Below are 22335 nucleotides of genomic sequence, written 5' to 3'. Positions count from 1 at the left end.
ATAAACTATATTTTCTTTAAGTATCACTTTTTACAGCCAGCCATTCGACGGGGTTCTTCTGCCATTTAACGAGACTTTTCTGGTTTTCATTGGTGATTAATCCTTTTTCCTCAGCTATAGTTGCCAGTGTAGTAAAATCAGTTAAAGAATAGGAGTTGACATTAGCTGTCTTAAGCTGCTGAATGCCTTTTTCCAATCCATATGTAAAAATCGATACAACCCCGAGGACTTCGCAGCCTGCTTCTCGCAATGCCTCGACCGCCTCAATGACGCTGCCTCCAGTTGAGATAAGATCCTCGACAACGACGACCTTCTGGCCTTCAGTCACCTTTCCTTCGATCTGATTCCCTTTTCCGTGTCCCTTCGCTTTCGAGCGGACATAACTCATCGGTAAATCAAGCAGTTCGCTGACCCATGCTGCATGCGGGATTCCAGCAGTAGCTGTTCCGGAGATCATCTCAGCTCCTGGAAAATGCTTATTAATCAATTGTTTTAGCCCTTCAGCCACTTTTCTGCGGATAGAAGGGTAAGACAGCGTAAGTCGATTATCGCAGTAAATCGGTGACTTCATCCCCGAAGACCATGTAAACGGATTGTCAGGCTGTAAGCTAACGGCTTCGATTTCCAGCAATGCTTCAGCTATTTCTCTTTTCATTGGTAAACACCCTTCCATTCATTTTTAATCTTAAGGTAGCTTTCAAGCGGATTTGCAGCACGGGTAATCGGCCTGCCTACGACGATCGCCGAAATTCCTTGTTCTCTTGCAAACTCAGGAGTTGCCGTACGCTTCTGGTCCTGTTGGCTGCTGGCTGCTGGGCGGATACCCGGTGTGACGGTCAAGAATTCCGTACCCAATTGGCCTTGAATAAACCTGGCTTCATAAGGGGAACAGACGACCCCATTCAGTCCGGACTTTTTCGCTAGTGCGGCGTAATTTAATACCGACTCCTGTAGCGATACCCCGATGAGCTGTTCAGAATTGACCTGGATTTCTGATGTACTTGTCAATTGGGTGACCGCTATGCAATCAGGACGCTTGAGACCTGAAGGAGTACCTGCATCAAGACCTTCAATTGCTGCTGCCATCATTTCTAAACCTCCAGCAGCATGAACATTGACAAGGTCACAGTTTAAACCAGCCAGCACCTTCATCGCACTTTTTACCGTATTAGGAATGTCATGGAGTTTCAGGTCAAGGAAGATTTTATGATTCTGCTTTTTTAACTCCTCAATTATTGACGGCCCTTCGGCATAAAAAAGCTCCATTCCAACCTTTACGAATAGCTGTTCCTGCTCAAAAGGCTTCAGGAATTCCATGACCTGGCTTTTCCCAGGAAAATCAAGGGCGATAATAAGCGAGTCTTTCATTCTTCTTCCAGCTCCTTCCCGTTAATTCTGAAATGTGGTCTGCACCAAGCTTGGCAAGCCATTCCGGCAATTCATCAATGATTTTAGGGCATACAAATGGATCCACAAAATTCTGTGTTCCGACCGCAGCAGCACTTGCACCAGCAAGGAAAAACTCGATGACATCTTCTGCTGACTGGATTCCCCCCATTCCGATGATCGGGATGGAAACGTGCTGGCTAACTTCATAAATCATCCTGATGGCGACTGGCTTCACCGAAGGACCTGATAAGCCGCCGGTTTTGTTCGCAAGGATCGGCTGCCCTGTCATAAGGTCAATTCTCATCCCAAGCAAAGTGTTGATCATTGTTATCCCATCCGCACCGCCATCCTCAACTGCCCTGGCAACCTTGACAATGTCAGATACATTGGGAGAAAGCTTTACATATACAGGCACTTCAGACACATTTTTTACCTTCCGGGTAAGTGCCTTGGCCATGTCGGGGTCTGTGCCGAAAGCGATCCCGCCTGTTTTTACATTGGGACATGATATGTTCAGTTCAAGTGCATGGACATTTGGGGCATGGGATAATTGTTCTGCTACTTTTACGTAATCATCCTCCGTTGAACCAGCAATGTTCGCAATGATTGGCACATCAAACTGCTCAAGCCATGGAAGCTCTTCATTGAAGACCTTCTCAAGTCCAGGGTTTTGCAGGCCAATTGCATTCAACATTCCGCCCGGCGTCTCGGCAACTCTTGGAGTTGGATTTCCGAATCTCGGTTCTGGAGTCGTCGCTTTTACCATGATTGCCCCAAGCATGCTCAAATCATATAATTGGCTGAACTCCCGCCCAAAACCAAAGCAGCCTGAAGCCGGCATTACAGGGTTCTTCAAATTCAGCCCTGGCAACTGGATTGATAGTGAACTCATATGACAACCTCCCCTGCTTGGAAAACTGGTCCATCGCTGCAGACCTTTTTATAAGTGAAACCTTTTGGGTCTTCTTGCGTATGGCAGACACATGCAAAACAAGCTCCAATTCCGCATCCCATCCGCTCCTCAAGCGACAAATATGTTTTCGGTGCATATTGTCCATTCTCGATTGCCCGCAACATTGGTGTCGGGCCACAGGCAAAGACAATATCCGCCTGAACCTCTAACCCATTAATAATATCAGTGACAAATCCTTTTCTTCCGTAAGACCCATCCACAGTAGCCACATAAACTTCCCCGAATTCAGCCAGCTCTTTTTCGTAAAAAACAGCATTTGATGACTGGAATCCGATAATGCTGATGACTTTTACTCCTTTTCGAGCCAGCTGCTTAGCCAGCTCATACATCGGTGGAACACCGACGCCACCGCCAACCAGGACAGCTGTCTGTCCTGGGTTTGCTTCATCTACGGGAAAGCCATTGCCTAAGGGTCCAAGGACATCGACCGTCATTCCAGTGGATTTATCGGCAAGCAGGGAAGTTCCTTTTCCCTGCCTCCGGTAAATGATCGTGAACAATCCATCATTGATGGAAGCGATGCTGATCGGCCTGCGCAACAGCGGATCGAATCCATCTGCTACCTTCACGTGGACAAATTGTCCTGGCTGATTCATTTCAGCAGCAAGCTTACCTTCCAGTACTAGTTCAAAGATGTTCTCTGCAATTTGTCTGTTGCTCACTATCTTGCAGTTTTCCTGCCTGATCATGAAAGTACACCTTCTTTGACTGATTCCATCGGCTTTAGGGCATCTGCTGAGAATGTCATAGATTCAATGACTCTTAAAATCGCCTTTGCAGTATCCAGTGAAGTCAGGCAAGGCACACCATTTTCTACAGATTCACGGCGGATCCTGAATCCATCACGTTCAGGCTGCTTGCCTTTTGTCAGTGTGTTGATGACCATCTGTGCTTCACCTTTTCTGATTACATCTATCAAGTTCGGGCCCTCAGAGCCGATCTTTCCAACAGTTTTAACCTTTATGCCGGCAGTTTCCAGATATTTGGATGTACCTTCTGTTGCCATCAATTGATAGCCGATGTTCGAGAATCTCTTAGCAAGTGCCAATGTTTCTTCTTTATCCTTATCTGCGACTGTGAGCAGGACTGTGCCGAATTCCTTTATTTTCATACCAGCAGCAATCATGCCTTTATACAAAGCTTTTTCCAGTGTTGTATCTTTGCCCATAACTTCCCCGGTAGACTTCATTTCTGGTCCAAGAGTAATGTCCACCCGGCGCAATTTTTCAAAAGAGAACACCGGTACTTTTACAAAAACGCCTTCTTGCTCTGGTACAAGTCCGGTTTCGTATCCCTGCGCTTGCAGGCTCTGTCCCAGGATGACCTTTGTTGCGATTTTTGCCATCGGAACATTCGTGATTTTGCTCAAGAATGGTACCGTACGGCTTGAGCGAGGGTTCACCTCAAGCACAAAGACTTCTTCATTAGCAATTACGTATTGAATATTTAGCAAACCGACAATGTTCAAACCTCTTGCCAGATCAATCGTATAGTTTACCAGCTTTTGTTTAACATCCTCGCTGAGGCTTTGCGGCGGATAGACACCGATTGAATCACCCGAGTGGACGCCTGCTCGTTCAATATGCTCCATGATTCCTGGAATCAATACATTTTGCCCATCGGAAATCGCATCGACCTCCACTTCTTTTCCAGTCAGGTACCGGTCGATCAGCACCGGATATTCCGGATTGACCTTCACAGCATTTTTCATATAATGCAGAAGTTCTTCTTCTTTATAGACAATTTCCATTGCCCTTCCGCCAAGTACATAGGATGGACGCACAAGAACTGGATAGCCGATTTCTGATGCGATCAACGCTGCTTCTTTGACTGATTTCGCCGTGCTTCCCTTCGGCAGCGGGATTTTAAGATCAGATAGTGCGTGTTCAAACTTGTCGCGGTCCTCAGCACGATCCAGGTCTTCCAGGCTTGTTCCGAGAATCTTCACTCCCCTGTCGACAAGCTTTGAAGCCAGGTTAATCGCAGTTTGACCGCCGAATTGGACGACAGCGCCAATTGGGTTTTCTAGATTGATAATGTTCATGACATCCTCAATTGTTAACGGTTCAAAGTACAATTTATCCGAGATGCTAAAATCAGTTGAAACCGTTTCAGGATTGTTATTGACGATGATTGCTTCGTAACCCGCTTCTTTGATCGCTTTTACTGAATGGACGGTTGCATAATCGAATTCGATCCCCTGTCCGATCCTGATTGGTCCCGAGCCCAGTACAATGACGCTTTTTCTTTCTGTCACTACTGATTCATTTTCTTCTTCATATGTGCTATAGAAGTATGGCGTTTCTGATTCGAACTCAGCGGCACAAGTATCGACCATTTTAAAGACAGGGATAAGGCTATTCTCAAGCCGCCACTGGTATACTTCCTTTTCTTCCACATTCCACAGATTGGCGATTACCTTATCGGAGAATCCTTTTCGCTTTGCTGATCTGGCTGTTTCCAAGTCAAACTTCTTTTCAGCAAGCTCTTGCTCAAAAGCTATTAATCTCTCTAATTTATGAAGGAAGAATAAGTCAATTTTGCTCCAGCCGTGGAGGGTTTCAATCGAAATACCTCTTCGGATCGCTTCTGCAAGGTAAAATAATCTCTCATCCCCAGCCTTACGAATCCTTTTTTCAAGCAATTCAGCGTTAATTTCGCTTTGATTGTTCAAAGCAAGGTGAATTACATCAGCTTCAAGCGAACGAATAGCTTTTAGCAGCGATTCTTCAAAAGTACGGCCTATTGCCATAACTTCACCGGTTGCCTTCATTTGTGTTCCAAGCGTACGGTTTGCTGATTCAAACTTATCAAAAGGCCAGCGCGGGATTTTTGTTACAACATAATCAAGCGCAGGCTCGAAGCAGGCATATGTTTTACCGGTAACAGGATTGAGCATTTCATCAAGTGTCAATCCAACAGCAATTTTCGCTGCAAGCTTGGCAATAGGATAGCCCGTCGCTTTCGATGCCAGGGCAGACGATCGACTAACCCTCGGATTCACTTCGATTACATAGTAGTTAAAGCTGTCAGGATCAAGTGCGAGCTGGACATTGCAGCCGCCTTCGATTTTAAGAGCCCTGATGATTTTCAAGCTTGCATTCCTCAGCAGCTGGTATTCGCGGTCACTCAACGTCTGGCTTGGCGCCACGACGATGGAATCTCCTGTATGGACTCCAACCGGATCGAAGTTTTCCATATTGCAGACTACAATGGCGTTATCATTGCTGTCCCGCATCACTTCATATTCAATTTCCTTGAATCCGGCAATGCTCTTTTCAAGCAAACATTGTCCTACAGGGCTGTTTTTAATGCCGCTAGTCACGATCTCAATCAATTCTTTTTCATTGCTGCAGATTCCGCCTCCAGTACCTCCCATTGTAAAAGCAGGGCGGACAATAACTGGATATCCGACTCTCTCCACAAAAGTGTAGGCTTCATCAAGGTTGTGGATGATGTCGCTGTCAGGGACGGGCTGGCCAAGCTCATTCATCAGGCTTCTGAATAGCTCCCTGTCTTCTGCCTGATTGATTGCATCAAGCTTTGTACCAAGGATTTCGACTTCGCATTCTTCCAATACTCCTGCTTTTGCAAGTTCAACAGCCAGGTTCAAGCCTGTCTGGCCTCCCAGTGTTGGCAAGATGGCATCCGGACGCTCCTTTCGGATAATCCTTGCCACAAACTCTAGAGTAAGAGGTTCAATGTACACTACATCCGCAATTTCCGTGTCAGTCATGATTGTAGCAGGATTCGAGTTAACTAGAATTACCTTGTAGCCTTCTTCACGCAAAGCGATGCAAGCCTGTGTTCCTGCATAATCGAATTCTGCCGCCTGGCCGATAATGATCGGGCCTGACCCAATTACTAATATACTGTTAACATCTTTACGCTTTGGCATTTGTGACAGCCTCCTTTTTTTCTGCTTCAACTAGCTCCAGGAATTGGTTGAATAATCCGTTCGCATCTTCCGGTCCTGGTGATGCTTCCGGGTGATACTGGACAGTAAATGCCGCAGCGGTTTTATGTGCAAGTCCCTCGACAGTTCCATCATTCAATGCTATATGCGTAACCTCAAGCTCAGTCCCTGTGACTGAGTCTTCAGTAACTGTATATCCATGGTTTTGCGATGTCAGTGCTACTTTTCCTGTCCGCAGATCCTTAACAGGGTGGTTTGAGCCGCGATGTCCGAATTTCATTTTCTCTGTATTTGCACCGCAGGCAAGTGCGAACAACTGGTGGCCGAGACAGATTCCGAACAAAGGAACCTTTCCCAGCAAGCCTTTGATCATTTCGATTGCTTCGGGAACATCTTTCGGGTCCCCAGGTCCATTTGATAGCATAATCCCATCAGGACTGAGGCTAAGAATTTCTTGGGCAGTCGTATTGTAAGGAACGACAATGACATCACAGTTCCTGTCATTCAGCTCTCTCAAAATCCCATGCTTCAGGCCAAAATCCACCAGGACTACCCTGTAGCCGCGACCTGGACTTGGGTAAGCTGTTTTCGTAGATACTTGCATTACCTGATTGTTTGGCAGGGATTTGCTCTTTAGAGTCGCAATAATTTCCTCGGGATTTTCATCGATCCCGCAAATTGTACCCTTCAAGGTTCCATGCTTACGAATGATTTTTGTCAGCTTTCTAGTATCGATTCCAGAGATCCCCGGAATGTTTTTCATTTTAAGATAAGCATCCAAAGATAGTTCTGAGCGCCAGTTGGATGGAAATTCAGCATTTTCTTTCACGACGAGACCCTGGACAGCAGGGCTGATTGATTCAAAGTCATCCCGGTTGATTCCATAATTCCCGATTAGCGGATATGTCAGTGTCACAATTTGTCCGCAGTATGATGGATCAGACAGGATTTCCTGGTAGCCTGTCATTCCTGTGTTGAACACAACTTCCCCCATCGTTGTCGTTTCACTGCCAAAGCCTTCTCCAACAAATACCGTGCCATCTTCCAAGATCAACTGTTTTTTCATGTTGTCACAACTCCCTTTTCCCAGACAATTTTTCCTTCAGCAATCGTCATTACAGGCCATCCCTTACAGCTCCAGCCTGCGAATGGTGTATTTTTTCCTTTTGATAAAAATTCCTCTGGATTGATTTCTTTTTCTTCATCAAGATCAATCAATACGACATCGGCTGCCGCGCCAGCTTTTAGCTCCCCATAAGGCAATCCGAATGCTTTTGCTGGTTTGACAGTCAAAAACTCAATCAACTGTTTTAAGGTCATGATATTTGTTTTGACCATATGTGTATATAAGAGCGGGAATGCTGTCTCAAGGCCGACAATCCCAAAAGGTGCAAGCTGAATACCCTCAGCTTTTTCCTCAGTTGTATGCGGTGCATGGTCAGTTGCGATAAAATCGATCGTCCCGTCCAAAAGCCCTTCGATCAATGCCTCGTGGTCTGCCTTGCTCCTTAGGGGTGGATTCATTTTATAGTTGGCATCATTTCCTGTTATATCATCTTCATTTAATAACAAGTGATGTGGTGTAACTTCCGCTGTGACCTTAATGCCATATCTTTTTGCGTCCCGGACTGCCCTGACAGATTCTTTCGTGCTGATATGGCAGACATGGTAGTGGCAGCCTGCCTCTTCTGCAAGCAGGATGTCTCTTGCTATATGTACAGATTCACACACTGAAGGGATTCCGTTGATTCCCAGTTCAGCAGCTTTTCTTCCCTGATGAAGTGAACCTTTATTGATCAATGTATTGTCTTCGCAATGAGCGACGATTGCCATATCCAGCTGTGCTGCCCTTTTCATTGCTTCAAGCATCATTCCGGCCGACTGGACACCCACACCATCATCTGTCAGTGCGAATGCACCTGCTTCTTTCATACCTTCAAAATCAGTAAGCTCCTGGCCAAGCTCGCGCACAGTAATTGATGCATATGGCAGAACCCTTACGGAAGCTGTTTCCGCAATTTTTCTCTGAAGCCATTCCATCTGGTCTTTTGAGTCCGGAACAGGTCTTGTGTTCGGCATTGCGGCTACTGTTGTGAAGCCGCCCCTCGCTGCAGCCAGTGTCCCTGTTGCAATCGTTTCTTTTTTCTCTCCGCCTGGTTCGCGCAGGTGTACATGCAGGTCAACCAATCCAGGGGCAACCAGCTTACTTTTAGCATCAATAATTTGCTCAGCATCTGCAGAGATTTGAGCGCCAACTTCTGTGATTTTTCCGTTTTCTATTAAAATATCTACTGATTCAAATCCGTTTTCAGTAACTAGTTTGCCATTTTTGATTAGCATCGACATATTCCATTCCTCCATTTCTATTTTCAAGCGCTCTTTTTAACACTGCCATCCTAATGTACACACCATTCTCCATTTGCTTAAAAATACGTGACCTTGGACTTTCAACTAGCTCATCTGCGATTTCGACGCCGCGATTGACCGGTGCAGGATGGAGGATGATGCTTCCCTTTTTCATGAGCCTCTCTCTTTCAAGCGTTAAACCATAGTTTCGGTGGTACTCATTCTTATCAAACAGGAGCTTGCCATCATGCCGTTCATGCTGGACACGAAGGAGCATGACTACATCTGCCAACTCGACCGCCTCGTCTACTGACATATAGCAGCTGCCAGCGGGAAGCTGATTTTGATCCACCCAATCTTCAGGTCCTGAAAAAATCACTTTTGCTCCAAGTCTCAAAAGTGCATCTGCATTAGACCTGGCGACCCGGCTGTGGAGGATATCACCGATGATCGTGACTGTAAGCCCGGTAAAACTTCCGAATTCTTGCTGGATTGTCATCAGGTCCAGCAATGATTGAGTTGGATGATGCCCTTTTCCGTCACCGGCATTGATGATTGGAATCGAAATGCCTTTCTCGAGTTCTGAAAAATAACTGTCTGCACTATGCCTGATAACGATTGCGTTGGTGCCGATTGCTTCGAGTGTTTTTACGGTGTCGTACAATGTCTCACCTTTCAGTACACTGGATGTCTGGACCTCAAACGGGATCACCTCAAGTCCAAGCTTCCGTTCCGCCATCTCGAAGCTCGACTTCGTCCTCGTGCTTGGCTCGTAAAATAAATTGCTGATGAACAGCTTTTCTTTTGGCTTCCAGGTCTTCCCATTGGCAAATTCACTCGCAGACAGGATGATTTCCTGTATTTCCTTTGCACTAAGCTGTGATGTTGTCAGCAAATCCCATTTCATCGCTGATCCCCCCTACTATTTTTGCAAGAAAAAAAGCACCCTGTTTTCTGTTCAACAGGGTGCTTGATTATGAGCTTGCCGGCATAAACCCGGTATTGCCAGGTTTGCGTCCATCTTGAATAAGCCGGTTCGCTCATAACACCCTTTTAAGCCTCTCTGGACTCTATTAAAAGGTGGTACTATGCTACATCGTTCTTTTGCTCAGTTTTTTTTCATTTTCCACTTCAAACATATCTTCTTCAATTTCCGGCCTTCCAGGCAGGACAAGGTTAAGGATGACACCAATCAGGGCAGCTAAAGCCATGCCATGTATTTCAAAGTTTTCATTTAGCTTAATGAATGCTCCACCAATCCCAATTACAAGGATAACTGATGAGACGACCAGGTTACGTGTGTTGCCAAAGTCGATTTTGCTGTCGACAAGCATTCTCAAACCTGATGAAGCGATGATCCCGAACAACAGGATTGAGACGCCGCCCATAACAGGTGTTGGGATTGAGCTGATCAGCGCAGTGATTTTCCCGATGAATCCGAATACTGTCGCAATGATGGCTGCACCAAGCAGTACATACACGCTGTACACTCTAGTAATCGCAAGTACACCAATGTTTTCACCGTAAGTCGTCTTTGGCGGTCCTCCGATCAAGCCTGAAATCATCGTCGCCATTCCGTCTCCGAGGATGGAGCGGTGAAGACCTGGCTCTTTAATGTAGTCTCTGCCGACAACCTTGCTCAGAACAAGCTGGTGTCCGATATGCTCGGACAATGTAACGATTGCTACCGGGACCATCAGCATGACGATTTCCCAGCTGATACTTACATTGTAATGAACGAATGGGAAGATAAAGTCTGGCATCTCGAAAATATCTGCTTCTTTTACTCCACTGAAGTCTACGATGCCTATTGCCATTGAGTAAAGATAACCCACAATGATTCCGGCAAGGATTGGGACCATGCTGAGCATTCCCTTTCCATAAATCGAGAAGACGATTGTCGCTGCAAGAGTAACTAATGCCGCAGAGAAATGAATCAAGCTGTACTCAGAAGTTCCAGGGACATTCATTGCCATGCTAACCGCTGTTCCTGCAAGTGAGAGTCCAATGACAATGATGACTGGACCGACTACGACCGGTGGCAGCAAGCGCATGATCCAGCGGTATCCTGCCTTCTTGATAATTAGAGCAACAACTCCATAAACAAGTCCCGCAAGGAATGTTCCTATCATTGCGGCACCAGGTCCTCCGCCCGCTTTGGCAGCTATGACTGGAGCGATGAAAGCGAAGGATGATCCCAGGTAAGCCGGAACCTGGAATTTAGTGATGATCAGGAAGGCTATCGTTCCAAGCCCGCTTGAAATCAAAGCGATTGCCGGGCTTAAGCCGACCAGGTAAGGTACAAGGATTGTCGCGCCAAACATGGCGAATAAGTGCTGAAGGCTAAGTGTGAACCATTGGAATGGTGATGGTACATCTTTAATATCTAGGATTGGCTTGTTCATATTAATTCCCCTCTCTGTTTTAAAAACAAAAACCCTTTTTGCCAGAAGGTGCAAAGAGGGTTTGGGTAAAAAAGCCCGCACAAAGCCATCAGCTATGCGCTCCCCCCTTTTCAGCCTCTCTGGACTGCATTTAAAAGGGTACTATTTATTTTTCAAAAATGCTTACGCGTTCTTCTTCATCAACTTCTTGAAGTTCGACGACGATTCTTTCCGAACTTGATGTCGGGATGTTCTTTCCTACAAAGTCTGCCCTGATCGGCAGCTCCCTGTGTCCTCTGTCGACCAGCACTGCAAGCTGGATGGTCGCCGGCCGGCCGATGTCAATCAATGCATCCATCGCTGCACGGACTGTCCTGCCTGTGTAGAGAACGTCATCCACCAGAATCACCTTTTTATTCGAGATATCGACCGGGATATCCGATCCTTTTACCTCAGGCTCCTGGTCATCGGTCTTCTTCGTCAAGTCATCGCGATACAGTGTGATATCGAGCTCACCTACCGGGATATCTGCTCCTTCAATCTCACGGATTCTTTCCGCCAGTCTTTTGGCGATATAAATCCCTCTGGTGCGTATTCCGACAAGCACGCTGTCTTCGATACCCTTGTTTCTTTCAATGATTTCATGGGCAATCCTCGTAAGTGCCCTGCGGATTCCCTGGTTGTCGAGCACAACCGCTTTTTCAGCCATTTGTTTTCACTCCTTCTCTGTCTATGGAAAACGGAAACTAAAAAACCCTCTTGTCTGTTTAGGCAAGAGGGTAAACGTGTGGTGTCATATGCTGCAGAGCACACATCGTATGCCTGTCGCAAATCCGTTTCCTTCTCAGCCTCACGGGACTGTCTTTAAAGGACTTATTAAACTATAGTCATCTTAAAATAGATGTTGAACTTTGTCAACGATTTTCTCTAAGATCGGTTAAAAGCTCAACGAAATATTCAGGCAGCGGAGCTTCAAACTCTAGGTACTCCCCTGTCCTTGGATGATCGAAACCAAGCAGTCCAGCATGCAATGCCTGTCCGCCAAGATCGAGCGTCTTTTTCGGGCCATATTTCGGGTCTCCAGCCAGCGGATAGCCGATGTATTTCATATGAACACGGATTTGATGCGTCCTGCCCGTTTCAAGCTGACACTCAACAAACGTAAAATCCTTAAACCGTTCAAGAACATTAAAATGCGTGACAGCATGTTTGCCATTATCGACCACTGTCATGCTCTGGCGATCTCTTTGATCGCGCCCAAGCGGAGCATCGATTGTACCATGATCATGCTGGATATTTCCGTGGACGAGAGCCTTGTATTTGCGAGTAACACTTTTAGCTACAAGCTGGTTTACCAGGCTTTCGTGTGCCAAATCATTTTTGGCAACCATCAAAAGTCCAGAAGTATCCTTATCAATCCTATGGACGATACCCGGGCGGAGAACGCCATTAATGCCTGATAAATCCTTGCAATGCGCCATCAGCCCGTTAACAAGCGTTCCAGTCATATGTCCAGGCGCTGGATGGACGACCATTCCCTTCGGTTTGTTCACAACAAGAACATCTGCGTCCTCATAATGAATCTCAAGGTCCATTTCCTCAGCAATTACATCTAGCACTTCTGGCTCCGGAATGGTGATTTCCAGCGTGTCATTCAAGCTGCATTTATAATTTGTTTTGACTTGAGCTCCATTGACAAGAACGCTGCCATCCTTGATCCATTGCTGCACCTGGCTCCTCGACCATTCTGCATCAAGTGTCGAAACTACTTTATCTATTCTGTCACCAGCCTGGTCCTCACTGATGATGTGTTCCATTTTCTCCATAAGCTTTTCTTTTCGCCTCTCTCTCTTCCCTGATCATGTCAATCATCAGTAAACCCACACCGATCACCAGCGCAGAATCCGCGATATTGAAGATAGGGAAATCGTATCCAAAAATATAGGTGTTGATGAAATCAACAACTTCCTTTCGGTATACCCTGTCGATAAAATTCCCAATCGCCCCGCCCAGCATGAAACCAAGCGAAACACCCAGCAGAAGTTTGCCTTTAGCTGCTTTTTGAATATAGACGACAAGGCCAATTACCACGATAATGGTAATGACATAGAAGAACCACATTTGTCCCTGCAGGATTCCCCATGCAGCACCACGGTTACGGTGCGAAGTAATATACAAGAAATTCTCTATGACCTTTATGCTGTCTCCAAGCTCCATGTTTTTGACAATAAACCATTTAGTAACCTGGTCAAGCAAAATAACAAACAGTGCAATTATGTAATAAAACACAAAGGTAACCTCCACATCAATTCATTACCTTTGAATTTTAGCACATAACAGATTAAAACGACAGATATTATAAATTTTAGTTATGTTATTGATTTCATAAGGTGGTAAAACAACTAATAAAAGAGAAATTCAAACGAAATTACCGGTCTTGGACCAGAGTTTTAACAAAGTTTGCACTGAACAATTGGTTTATTGGCGATTTTTTATTTTTATTGGCGATTTAGAATTTTTATTGGCGATAATTTCATTTTATTGGCGATAATGAGCAGTTTATTGGCGAAAACCGAATTTTATTGGCGACTTGGAAATTATCAATGATTTTTTCCAGTTCACTATAAGTTGAAAATCAATTCTCAATACAAATAGTCACGAGTAGATGGGCTTGCGCCAGTATTGTTCGAGTTGCTCCAATTCATTCGCTGATCTGGCTGTAGGTATGGTCTGCAAAAACTCGTAGGGTAAATATTCTCCAGATATCTCGCACTTGCCATACTCGCCAAATTCCATTTTCTCCAACGCAGTTTCTATGTCGTTCAATTCATCAACAATGTATTGCAAAATCCTCTCATCTTTCTGGCCATGATTCAGGTACGCTAACAATTCTGTTCTCGTTTCGCGGAGCTCACTGTAAATGTAATCAAGATTACCTTCCATATATCTGCCCCCGTTCCTGTTTACAGCTATTATTTCCATAGTCATGATGCTGACTCAGCTAAACTTTTTACATGTACTGCAGGATTTCCCAAGCAGGATGATAATTGGCAACATAAAAAAACTCCGGGCCAAAACCCGGAGTTCAAAAATTATTTAGTAATTTTCTTTTACAACAGTTGCACAGCGTTCACATAATGTTAGGTGCTCTTCAACTTTGCCAACTTCTGGAGTCACAACCCAGCATCTCTCACATGTTTCGCCTTCAGCTTTTGTAACAACAATCGCTGTATTTTCAAGCTTCATCGCGTTGTCAGGAGCCTGGTCGTAGCTTCCTGCCACTTCGAACCCTGAAACAATGAACAGCTGGCTTAAGTTTTCAGAGATTGAATCCAGAAGCTCTTTAGTGCTGTCGTTTACGTATAATGAAACCTTCGCAGTCAGCGATTTACCGATGACCTTGTCGTTCCTTGCTTCTTCAAGAGCCTTTAGGACATCGTCACGAAGCTTCATGAATGCATTCCACTTGTTTTCAAGTGCTTCTGCATTTGCGATTTCCTTCGGTTCAGGCATATCTGTCAGCTGGACGCTGTCTTCGTCAGCTGAAGGGATGAATCCCCAAACCTCATCCGCTGTATGAGAAAGGATCGGTGCTGTCAGCTTCACCAATGCAAGCAGACTCTCGTGTAATACCGTCTGAATAGCTCGTCGCTCAGAATTATCTGCAGCTTCGATATACAGGACATCCTTTGCAAAATCCAGATAGAATGCACTTAGGTCTAGAGTACAGAAATTATTGACCGCATGGTAGACGCCTGCAAATTCATAATTGTCATATGCATTGCGCACATATTTGATCAACTTGTTCAACTTCACGAGCATGAACTGGTCAACTTCGCGCAGCTGATCGAATGGCACTGCATCAGTTGCAGGGTTGAAATCAGAAAGGTTGCCGAGCAAGAATCTGAATGTGTTACGGATTTTTCGGTACACTTCAGCAACCTGCTTCAGAATCGCGTCAGAAACACGTACATCGGATTGATAATCGACGGATGCCACCCAGAGTCGCAGGATATCGGCACCCAACTGGTTCATAACCTTTGCAGGAACGACAACGTTACCGATTGATTTGCTCATCTTGCGGCCTTCGCCATCAAGTGCAAAACCGTGGCTAAGGACTCCTTTGTAAGGTGCTTTGCCTGTTACTGCAACTGCTGTAGATAATGATGAGTTGAACCAGCCGCGGTATTGGTCAGATCCTTCAAGATAAAGGTCTGCCGGGCGCTGAAGATCATCGCGCTCTACAAGTACTGCCTGGTGTGATGAACCAGAATCGAACCAAACATCCATGATGTCCGTTTCTTTCGTAAACTTGCCATTAGGGCTTCCAGGGTGGCTAAAGCCTTCTGGAAGCAATTCATTGGCTTCTTTTTCAAACCAGATATTAGAACCATGCTCACGGAAAAGGTTTGAGACATGGTCGATTGTTTCATCCGTGATGATTTCCTGGCCATTTTCAGCATAGAATACCGGGATTGGAACGCCCCATGCACGCTGACGGGAGATACACCAGTCACCGCGATCACGGACCATATTGAATAGTCTTGTTTCGCCCCATGCTGGTACCCATTTTGTTTCTTCAACAGCTTTTAACAATTCGCCGCGGAAATCTTTGATAGACGCAAACCATTGTGCTGTAGCACGGAAGATAACAGGTTTTTTCGTTCTCCAGTCATGCGGGTATGAATGTGTGATGAAGCTTAGCTTCAGTAAAGCACCAGCTTCTTCAAGCTTTTCTGTGATTGGCTTGTTCGCCTGATCATAGAATAAACCTTCAAAGCCTTCTGCCTCAGCTGTCATAACACCCTTATCATCTACAGGGCATAAAACTTCAAGTCCATACTTCTGGCCAACATGGAAGTCATCTTCCCCGTGTCCTGGGGCAGTGTGGACACATCCTGTACCAGCATCAGTCGTTACGTGCTCGCCAAGCATGACTAGCGAAGTGCGATCGTATAATGGGTGCTTTGCAAGAACACCTTCAAGCTCTTTACCTGCAAGTTTTTTAACTGTGGAAGTATTTTCCCAGCCGATTTCATTCGTAACTGCTTCTAGAAGTTCTTCAGCAACAAGGAATTTCCTTCCATCAGCTTCTACAACAACGTACGTCAATTCTGGGTGAACGGAGATTCCAAGGTTTGCAGGAATCGTCCATGGTGTTGTCGTCCAGATGACAATTTCGACATCCTGGTCAAGAACACCTTTGCCGTCTTTTACAGGGAAACCAACATAGATGGATGCAGAACGCTTATCCTGATATTCGATTTCTGCTTCTGCAAGTGCAGACTCACTTGATGGAGACCAATAAACAGGTTTTTTCCCTTTGTAGATGTATCCCTTTTTGGCCATATCCCCGAATACTTTGATTTGCTGTGCTTCATATTCAGGCTTCAATGTGATATAAGGGTTTTCCCAGTCTCCGCGAACACCAAGACGTTTGAACTGTTCACGCTGGTTATTGATTTGCTCGTATGCATACTCTTCACAAAGCTTCCTGAACTCAGCTACAGTCATTTCCTTTCGTTTTACACCCTTGTTAGTCAATGCCTGCTCGATTGGCAAACCGTGAGTGTCCCAGCCAGGTACATATGGCGAGCAAAAACCGCTCATTGATTTATAACGGACGATAAAATCTTTGAGGATTTTATTAAGTGCGTGGCCCATATGGATGTCTCCATTAGCGTATGGAGGTCCGTCATGCAGGATGAACAGCGGACGTCCTTCTGTGTGCTTTTGAACCTTTTCGTAAACATTCATTTCTTCCCATTTTGCCTGGATTTCAGGTTCCCTGTTCGGAAGGTTTCCGCGCATTGGAAACTCGGTCTTCGGCATGAGCAAAGTATCTTTGTACTCCATTAAATTGATCCTCCTATTTTTACCGTAGCAATCATGAAAGAATACGATTTCTGAAAATAAAAAAACCTCCTCATCCCTGAAAAGGGACGAGAAGGTTTATATTCCCGCGGTACCACCCTAAATAGACAAGGATTCACCATCCTGTCCTCTTAGCATTCTTAACGCGAATGTCACGCCTGTGCTTACTGATCCCAAAGGATGTTCAGCTCGGAACTATCGGGTGATTTTCTGGCAATCCGCTTGCAATGGGCTTCCACCTTCCCCATTTCGCTGAAAAGCAAGCAACTGGAACGCCATACTGTCCCTGTCATCGTTTCTGTCATGTATTGCACTTTGTTATGAAATTATATGCGAAATAACGTCCCCGCGTCAAGCCAGTGAATCTTCTTCTTCTCTAGCAGCAGCCTTCAATTCTGTTGAATCCAATTCATATTCAAGCAGATGATCCCAATCATCAGTGTTCAGCATATCAAGCTGCGCTTCGATCAGCATTTTGAACCTTGTTCTGAATACTTTGGACTGCTTCTTCAATTCTTCAATTTCAAGGGCGATTTTTCGTGCCTTGGATAGAGATTCATTAATGATCCTGTCAGCGTTCTTTTCTGCTTCCTTGACGATCAGCTTCGCTTCCTTTTGCGCGTTGCGGCGGACTTCTTCCCCTGCTTCCTGCGCGATCACAATCGATTTATTCAAGGTTTCTTCTATATTTGTAAAATGGCCAAGCCTTGAATTCATTTCATTCAATTTTTCTTCTAGCTCTTTTTTCTCTCGGATAATTAGTTCGTAGTCCTTGATCACCTGGTCAAGAAATTCATTTACTTCATCTTCATCATACCCGCGAAATCCCTTATTGAATTCTTTGTTGTGTATATCTAACGGCGTTAAAGGCATGACGCCACCTCCCATTAAGTTATAATCCTTTATGTACTTAAAGCAATGATTCGACAAATAAACTAAAAATCCTTCTTCTATTACTATATAATTATTTTTTTCTCCCGGCAATAACTCGATATTTATCTTTTTTTGTTTTCCCTTCAATTGTGATAATTTTCGCACGGCCGTAACCACGTGCGGAAATGACATCACCTTCACCGCATTCAAAAGCAGTATTTTCGATCGCAGTCCAATTAACCTTTACTTGGCCATGCTGGATGAGCAGCTGGGATTTTTGCCTTGAGAGATTGAATAGCGCTGATATGACCGTATCTAGCCGCAAGGACGATACTGTAGTGTTCATTTCATTCCAATTTTCAGCAGAGATGACTGCATTTTCAAGTGGAAGCTCGGACAAGCCAATCGATGCCCTGCCGATTGATTCCAGTTGAAGCCGAATGTAATCAGCGATTTCGTCTGCTGCGAAAAATTGCACCACATCACCCTCAATCAGGATATCTCCAAATTTTCCGCGCTTCAGTCCGAGAGACATCAAGCTGCCCAAAACTTGACGGTGTTCAATATTCACAAATTTCTTTGCATAATCAATTCCAAAAAGCTTAATCTGGAAATCCTCTACTTTTGCTTCCATATACTCTGGGTAAAGAAATGCCCGTTTTCTCTCTGTACCTGGAGCACCGCCAAATAGCTCCCACTTAACATCTGGATGCTTGCCGATCACTGTAGATAAAATCTGCTGTTCCCTGGGATCCAGGAAATCAGTCAATTTCGGAGCATAGTTTTGTTCAACATATTCCTTCCAGTTTATGACCTGATCGATAAATTCCCGTTCTTCAGGTCGGAAGTGCTGGTAGATACTCATTTTTGTACTCCTTTAATACCTTTAATAGAAAATAAGCAGGGCCTGATTCAGACCCTGCAAGACAAGAATTTATCCTTATTAAAACCATGCAGCCAGCTGATACAACCCGCTGACAGCAAAACGCAATACAAGGAAGGCAACGATTGGCGAAATATCAATCATGCCGATTGAAGGAACAATCCGTCGGAAAGGCTCCAGGAAAGGTTCGCAAATACGTGCTAAAAATTGTCCTATTGTTGTTTCTCTGGCATTCGGGAACCATGACATGAAAATATAAATAATCAGGGCCCATTGATAAAGACTGACTAATTGAGCTATTATGCCTATTACTAAATCCATTTACTCTACCACCTCGACTCTTGGTAATCCCGCTCCTGCATCAATTCAGAAATATTTCCTGTGACTTCCACATTATCCGGGGTACATAAGAAGATATTCATGCCGATCCGCTGGATATCCCCGCTGATCGCATAAACTGTTCCGCTGAGGAAATCTACGATACGCCTTGCCTGGTCCTGTTCGATACGCTGCAGGTTCACAACGACTGCCCGGCGATTTTTCAGATGGTCTGCAATTTCCTGTGCTTCCGCATACATTCTTGGCTCCATCAGGATCACCTTCGAAGACTTTTGCACACTTTGCAGGCTTACTACATTCTGCTTTTGCTGAACAGGCTGTTTATTCGGCTTGAAAGGCTCAGCTTCTTCCTCGAGCATTTCCTCATCATTATAGTCATATTCATCTTCCAGGAAAAAAAATGTCTTAATTTTTGATTTTAAGCTCATATTAATGCACCTCCGATTCATTGCCTACCAAGGCAGTGCCAATACGCACCATTGTTGATCCTTCTTCAACAGCTATTTGAAAATCATTTGACATTCCCATCGACAGTTCATTACATGGTGCATAATCAAACTTCAGCGATTGTATATCTGCTTGCAGCCTTTTCATTGTCCTGAAACAATCCCTGATCACTTGCTCATCCTCTGTAAAAGGGGCCATCGTCATTAGTCCGCTTACTTCAATATTCGTAAACTGCTTCAGTTCTTGTACAAAACCAATGACATCCTCCGGTCTTAACCCATGCTTGCTCTCTTCACCGGATGCGTTGACCTGGATGAGACATCTCACTTTTGATTCGGACCGCTTATTGATTTCCTTTGCAAGTGAAAGCCTGTCCAATGAATGGATATATGTAACATGTTCAATGATGTTTTTCACTTTTCTCGTTTGCAGCGTCCCGATAAAATGCCAGACCGGCTTGTCCTCTAATTGGCCAATTTTATGGAGCAGTCCCTCATCCCGGTTTTCACCCAGATGGGTGACTCCTGCATCAATGGCTTCCTGGGCCCGTTCTGGTGAAACATATTTAGTGACGGCAATAATTTTGACCTCTTCTGGAATGCGCCCGGTTTTTTTACAGGCATCTGCAATCTGACTCTGGATAACCTCCAGATTTTCTCTGACCTTCATTATGGACGGCTATCCTCCTTCCAGCCGATATAAGCCATCATTCGGCCTGCATTCCCCTTATCCCGTCTATGGGAATAGAAATGCTCACTATGGCAGCTAGTGCAATAATCGGTTACATGTATATTCCCGTCTTCCACTCCTGCTCTTAACAGGATCTGACGGTTCAATTCCTTTAAATCGAGAGAAAATTGTCCTTCACTAACTTGATTATATGGTAATATATCGACACCATCTAGTATATTTTTCACTAAATTGACGACTCTCTCATCAACAATATAACATTTTTTGCATATTGATGGGCCAATAACGGCAGAAATTTTTTCTGTTTTTGCGCCATTTTGCTGAAATTTGCTGACCATCTCCGCTGCAATACCGTGAACAGTGCCCTTCCAGCCGGCATGAGCGACTCCGATCATTCTCGTCTCCGGTTCAATAAAATAAAGCGGGACACAGTCTGCAAAACAAAGCGTCAGCAGAATCCCTTGCTCCTCTGTCAAAAAACCATCCGTTCCTGAAAAAGAAGAATCATAAGTTACAGAGCCTCTTCCTTGATCCAATTTTCCAATCTTGGCGATTCGGATATCGTGGGTTTGTTCCGCTCCAACCCAGCTTGATAGAGGAAATGAGATCTTATCGGCAAGCAGGAGACGATTTTCGCAAACAGCATTCTGCTCGTCTCCTACATGAAAGCCGAAGTTCAAACCTGTAAAAGCATCCTGCTGGCTCACACCGCCATTCTTCGTCGTGAACCCAACTTCAAGTCCAGGATAACGCTCTATCCACTCTTTAATTTTAAAATATTCCTGACTTTCTAAGATGAATGGTTCCATCATTTTAACCTCACACGTTTTTGTCTAGTTTATCACATACAAACCGCAATACAACAGTATTACGATGTTACTCCCCATCGTCATTTTTCTGTTGCAGATATCCCCCGCTGTCTTTATACCGGACTAAAATGACATCTTCACCTATTTTCAGGATATTTGTCCAGGGAATCACAACCTCATCTTCCTTTCCGAAGAATCCCAGCACCTTGCCTGAACTCCCAATCACAACAGCTTCGATTTTACCCGTATTTAAATTGATTTCAAAATCCTCTATATTACCAAGCCTTTTTCCATCCGAGACATTCACAACATCCTTAACTTGAAATTCTGTCACCTTAACCATACAGATCCCTCCGGATTTCACATTGGCTGTTATATAGCCCTTATATAAAATATATGAAAAGGAAACAGATGTATGAATTACTTAAGTGGATATTGAATTTTACGGAGTTGTCCTCTTTGAGAATAGAGGCTCAACTAACTGAGTTCAAATAAAAAAAGCTGCCCAAAAGGCAGCTTAGCTTTGGATATTCTTATTCATTTGTTTGATGGCTGCTTTTTCAAGACGGGACACTTGGGCTTGCGATATGCCGATTTCATCAGCTACCTCCATCTGTGTCTTACCCTGGAAGAATCTCTTCCTTAGGATTAACTTTTCACGCTCATTCAGGCGTCTCATACCTTCCTTAAGGGCGATTTCTTCAATCCAGTTTGTATCCTTGTTCCGTTCATCACTTAGCTGGTCCATCACATAGATTGGATCTCCGCCATCATTATAAATCGGTTCAAATAAGGATACAGGATCCTGAATTGCGTCAAGAGCGAAGACAATTTCCTCGTGAGGTACTTCTAGAACCTTGGCGATTTCTTCGGCTGTTGGTTCCCTGGATGCCTCACTCATCAGCCTTTCGCGGACCTGAAGAGCTTTATAGGCTATATCCCTTAGTGAGCGCGAGACTCTGATTGGATTATTATCTCTTAAATACCGTCTAATTTCGCCGATGATCATCGGGACAGCATACGTAGAAAACTTAACATTTTGTCCGAGATCAAAATTATCAATGGACTTCATAAGGCCTATACACCCGACCTGAAATAGGTCGTCAACAAACTCGCCCCGGTTGTTAAAACGCTGGATTACACTTAAAACAAGCCTTAGGTTCCCATTCACAAGTTTCTCTCTTGCTGTGATGTCACCGCTTTGCATTTCTCTAAAAAGTTTTCTCATTTCCTCGTTTTTAAGAACGGGAAGCTTTGATGTATCAACACCGCAAATTTCAACTTTGTTTCGTGTCAATCTTTTCCCTCCTCACAGGAGCTGCTGTCAAAAATCAGTATCTCCGCAAGAAGGAAAAATATGCACTATTTACCTAAAGCCTGGACTGTTTTCAGGAAGAATAAGCCATTAAAAC

Annotated in this window: 22 protein-coding genes and 1 other annotated feature; all 22 genes read right to left on the bottom strand. The window is 44.6% G+C overall.

The features are described 5' to 3' along the window. Positions 1–16: 16 nt before the first annotated feature. On the bottom strand, positions 17–655 hold the full coding sequence (gene pyrE, locus CD004_RS07220; protein ID WP_102262141.1) for an orotate phosphoribosyltransferase: 639 nt from the start codon (positions 653–655) through the stop codon (positions 17–19). Continuing rightward, the gene (gene pyrF, locus CD004_RS07215) at positions 652–1368 is read right to left on the bottom strand and encodes an orotidine-5'-phosphate decarboxylase (RefSeq protein ID WP_102262140.1); all 717 of its coding nucleotides are present in this window, start codon (positions 1366–1368) and stop codon (positions 652–654) included. The genes pyrE and pyrF overlap by 4 nt, the downstream gene beginning before the upstream one ends. Then, positions 1340–2281: a dihydroorotate dehydrogenase gene (locus tag CD004_RS07210; protein ID WP_102262139.1), complete on the bottom strand. Its 942-nt coding sequence runs from the start codon at positions 2279–2281 to the stop codon at positions 1340–1342. Before CD004_RS07210 ends, pyrF begins: the two co-directional genes overlap by 29 nt. After that, positions 2278–3048, bottom strand: coding sequence for a dihydroorotate dehydrogenase electron transfer subunit (locus CD004_RS07205; RefSeq protein WP_319004993.1), 771 nt, complete (start codon positions 3046–3048; stop codon positions 2278–2280). The genes CD004_RS07210 and CD004_RS07205 overlap by 4 nt, the downstream gene beginning before the upstream one ends. Then, positions 3048–6260 (bottom strand): carbamoyl-phosphate synthase large subunit, encoded by a 3213-nt coding sequence (gene carB, locus CD004_RS07200; protein ID WP_102262137.1) that lies wholly within the window; start codon positions 6258–6260, stop codon positions 3048–3050. Before carB ends, CD004_RS07205 begins: the two co-directional genes overlap by 1 nt. Further along, on the bottom strand, positions 6247–7344 hold the full coding sequence (locus tag CD004_RS07195; RefSeq protein ID WP_102262136.1) for a carbamoyl phosphate synthase small subunit: 1098 nt from the start codon (positions 7342–7344) through the stop codon (positions 6247–6249). Before CD004_RS07195 ends, carB begins: the two co-directional genes overlap by 14 nt. Continuing rightward, positions 7341–8624 (bottom strand): dihydroorotase, encoded by a 1284-nt coding sequence (locus tag CD004_RS07190; protein WP_102262135.1) that lies wholly within the window; start codon positions 8622–8624, stop codon positions 7341–7343. The genes CD004_RS07195 and CD004_RS07190 overlap by 4 nt, the downstream gene beginning before the upstream one ends. After that, a complete protein-coding gene (locus tag CD004_RS07185) occupies positions 8587–9531 on the bottom strand; it encodes an aspartate carbamoyltransferase catalytic subunit (RefSeq protein ID WP_102262134.1) in 945 nt (314 codons plus the stop codon). The genes CD004_RS07190 and CD004_RS07185 overlap by 38 nt, the downstream gene beginning before the upstream one ends. A gap of 184 nt (positions 9532–9715) precedes the next feature. Beyond that, on the bottom strand, positions 9716–11029 hold the full coding sequence (locus CD004_RS07180) for a solute carrier family 23 protein (RefSeq protein ID WP_102262133.1): 1314 nt from the start codon (positions 11027–11029) through the stop codon (positions 9716–9718). Between the two features lie 145 nt (positions 11030–11174). Next, entirely contained in the window at positions 11175–11717 is a 543-nt protein-coding gene (gene pyrR, locus CD004_RS07175) for a bifunctional pyr operon transcriptional regulator/uracil phosphoribosyltransferase PyrR (protein ID WP_102262132.1), read from the bottom strand. A 205-nt stretch (positions 11718–11922) separates the two neighbouring features. Then, a complete protein-coding gene (locus CD004_RS07170) occupies positions 11923–12834 on the bottom strand; it encodes an RluA family pseudouridine synthase (protein WP_102262131.1) in 912 nt (303 codons plus the stop codon). Then, on the bottom strand, positions 12806–13297 hold the full coding sequence (lspA, locus tag CD004_RS07165; protein WP_102262130.1) for a signal peptidase II: 492 nt from the start codon (positions 13295–13297) through the stop codon (positions 12806–12808). Before lspA ends, CD004_RS07170 begins: the two co-directional genes overlap by 29 nt. A gap of 366 nt (positions 13298–13663) precedes the next feature. Continuing rightward, positions 13664–13951 carry a TraR/DksA C4-type zinc finger protein gene (locus CD004_RS07160; RefSeq protein ID WP_102262129.1) on the bottom strand — a complete coding sequence of 96 codons (288 nt, stop codon included), beginning with the start codon at positions 13949–13951 and terminating at the stop codon, positions 13664–13666. A gap of 153 nt (positions 13952–14104) precedes the next feature. Further along, positions 14105–16864 carry an isoleucine--tRNA ligase gene (gene ileS / locus CD004_RS07155; RefSeq protein ID WP_102262128.1) on the bottom strand — a complete coding sequence of 920 codons (2760 nt, stop codon included), beginning with the start codon at positions 16862–16864 and terminating at the stop codon, positions 14105–14107. 79 nt (positions 16865–16943) lie between these two features. Further along, positions 16944–17184: a binding site (T-box leader), on the bottom strand. A 49-nt stretch (positions 17185–17233) separates the two neighbouring features. Next, positions 17234–17755 (bottom strand): DivIVA domain-containing protein, encoded by a 522-nt coding sequence (locus CD004_RS07150; protein ID WP_102262127.1) that lies wholly within the window; start codon positions 17753–17755, stop codon positions 17234–17236. Between the two features lie 91 nt (positions 17756–17846). Further along, positions 17847–18620 carry a YlmH family RNA-binding protein gene (locus tag CD004_RS07145; protein WP_102262126.1) on the bottom strand — a complete coding sequence of 258 codons (774 nt, stop codon included), beginning with the start codon at positions 18618–18620 and terminating at the stop codon, positions 17847–17849. A 78-nt stretch (positions 18621–18698) separates the two neighbouring features. Beyond that, positions 18699–18959, bottom strand: coding sequence for a YggT family protein (locus CD004_RS07140; RefSeq protein ID WP_102262125.1), 261 nt, complete (start codon positions 18957–18959; stop codon positions 18699–18701). 5 nt (positions 18960–18964) lie between these two features. Further along, entirely contained in the window at positions 18965–19405 is a 441-nt protein-coding gene (locus CD004_RS07135; RefSeq protein ID WP_102262124.1) for a cell division protein SepF, read from the bottom strand. A gap of 1 nt (position 19406) precedes the next feature. Beyond that, positions 19407–20093 (bottom strand): YggS family pyridoxal phosphate-dependent enzyme, encoded by a 687-nt coding sequence (locus CD004_RS07130; protein WP_102262123.1) that lies wholly within the window; start codon positions 20091–20093, stop codon positions 19407–19409. After that, positions 20093–20926: a peptidoglycan editing factor PgeF gene (gene pgeF, locus CD004_RS07125; protein WP_324782681.1), complete on the bottom strand. Its 834-nt coding sequence runs from the start codon at positions 20924–20926 to the stop codon at positions 20093–20095. Before pgeF ends, CD004_RS07130 begins: the two co-directional genes overlap by 1 nt. Before the next feature lie 64 nt (positions 20927–20990). After that, a complete protein-coding gene (locus CD004_RS07120) occupies positions 20991–21266 on the bottom strand; it encodes a YlmC/YmxH family sporulation protein (RefSeq protein WP_102262121.1) in 276 nt (91 codons plus the stop codon). Between the two features lie 174 nt (positions 21267–21440). After that, positions 21441–22220: an RNA polymerase sporulation sigma factor SigG gene (sigG, locus tag CD004_RS07115; protein ID WP_023614979.1), complete on the bottom strand. Its 780-nt coding sequence runs from the start codon at positions 22218–22220 to the stop codon at positions 21441–21443. Positions 22221–22335 lie beyond the last annotated feature (115 nt).

Source organism: Mesobacillus jeotgali (genome assembly GCF_002874535.1).
In the GTDB taxonomy this organism is placed as follows: domain Bacteria; phylum Bacillota; class Bacilli; order Bacillales; family Cytobacillaceae; genus Mesobacillus; species Mesobacillus jeotgali.
The sequence above is the reverse complement of the archived record's forward strand: the minus strand, read 5'-3'. Positions and strand labels throughout refer to the sequence as shown.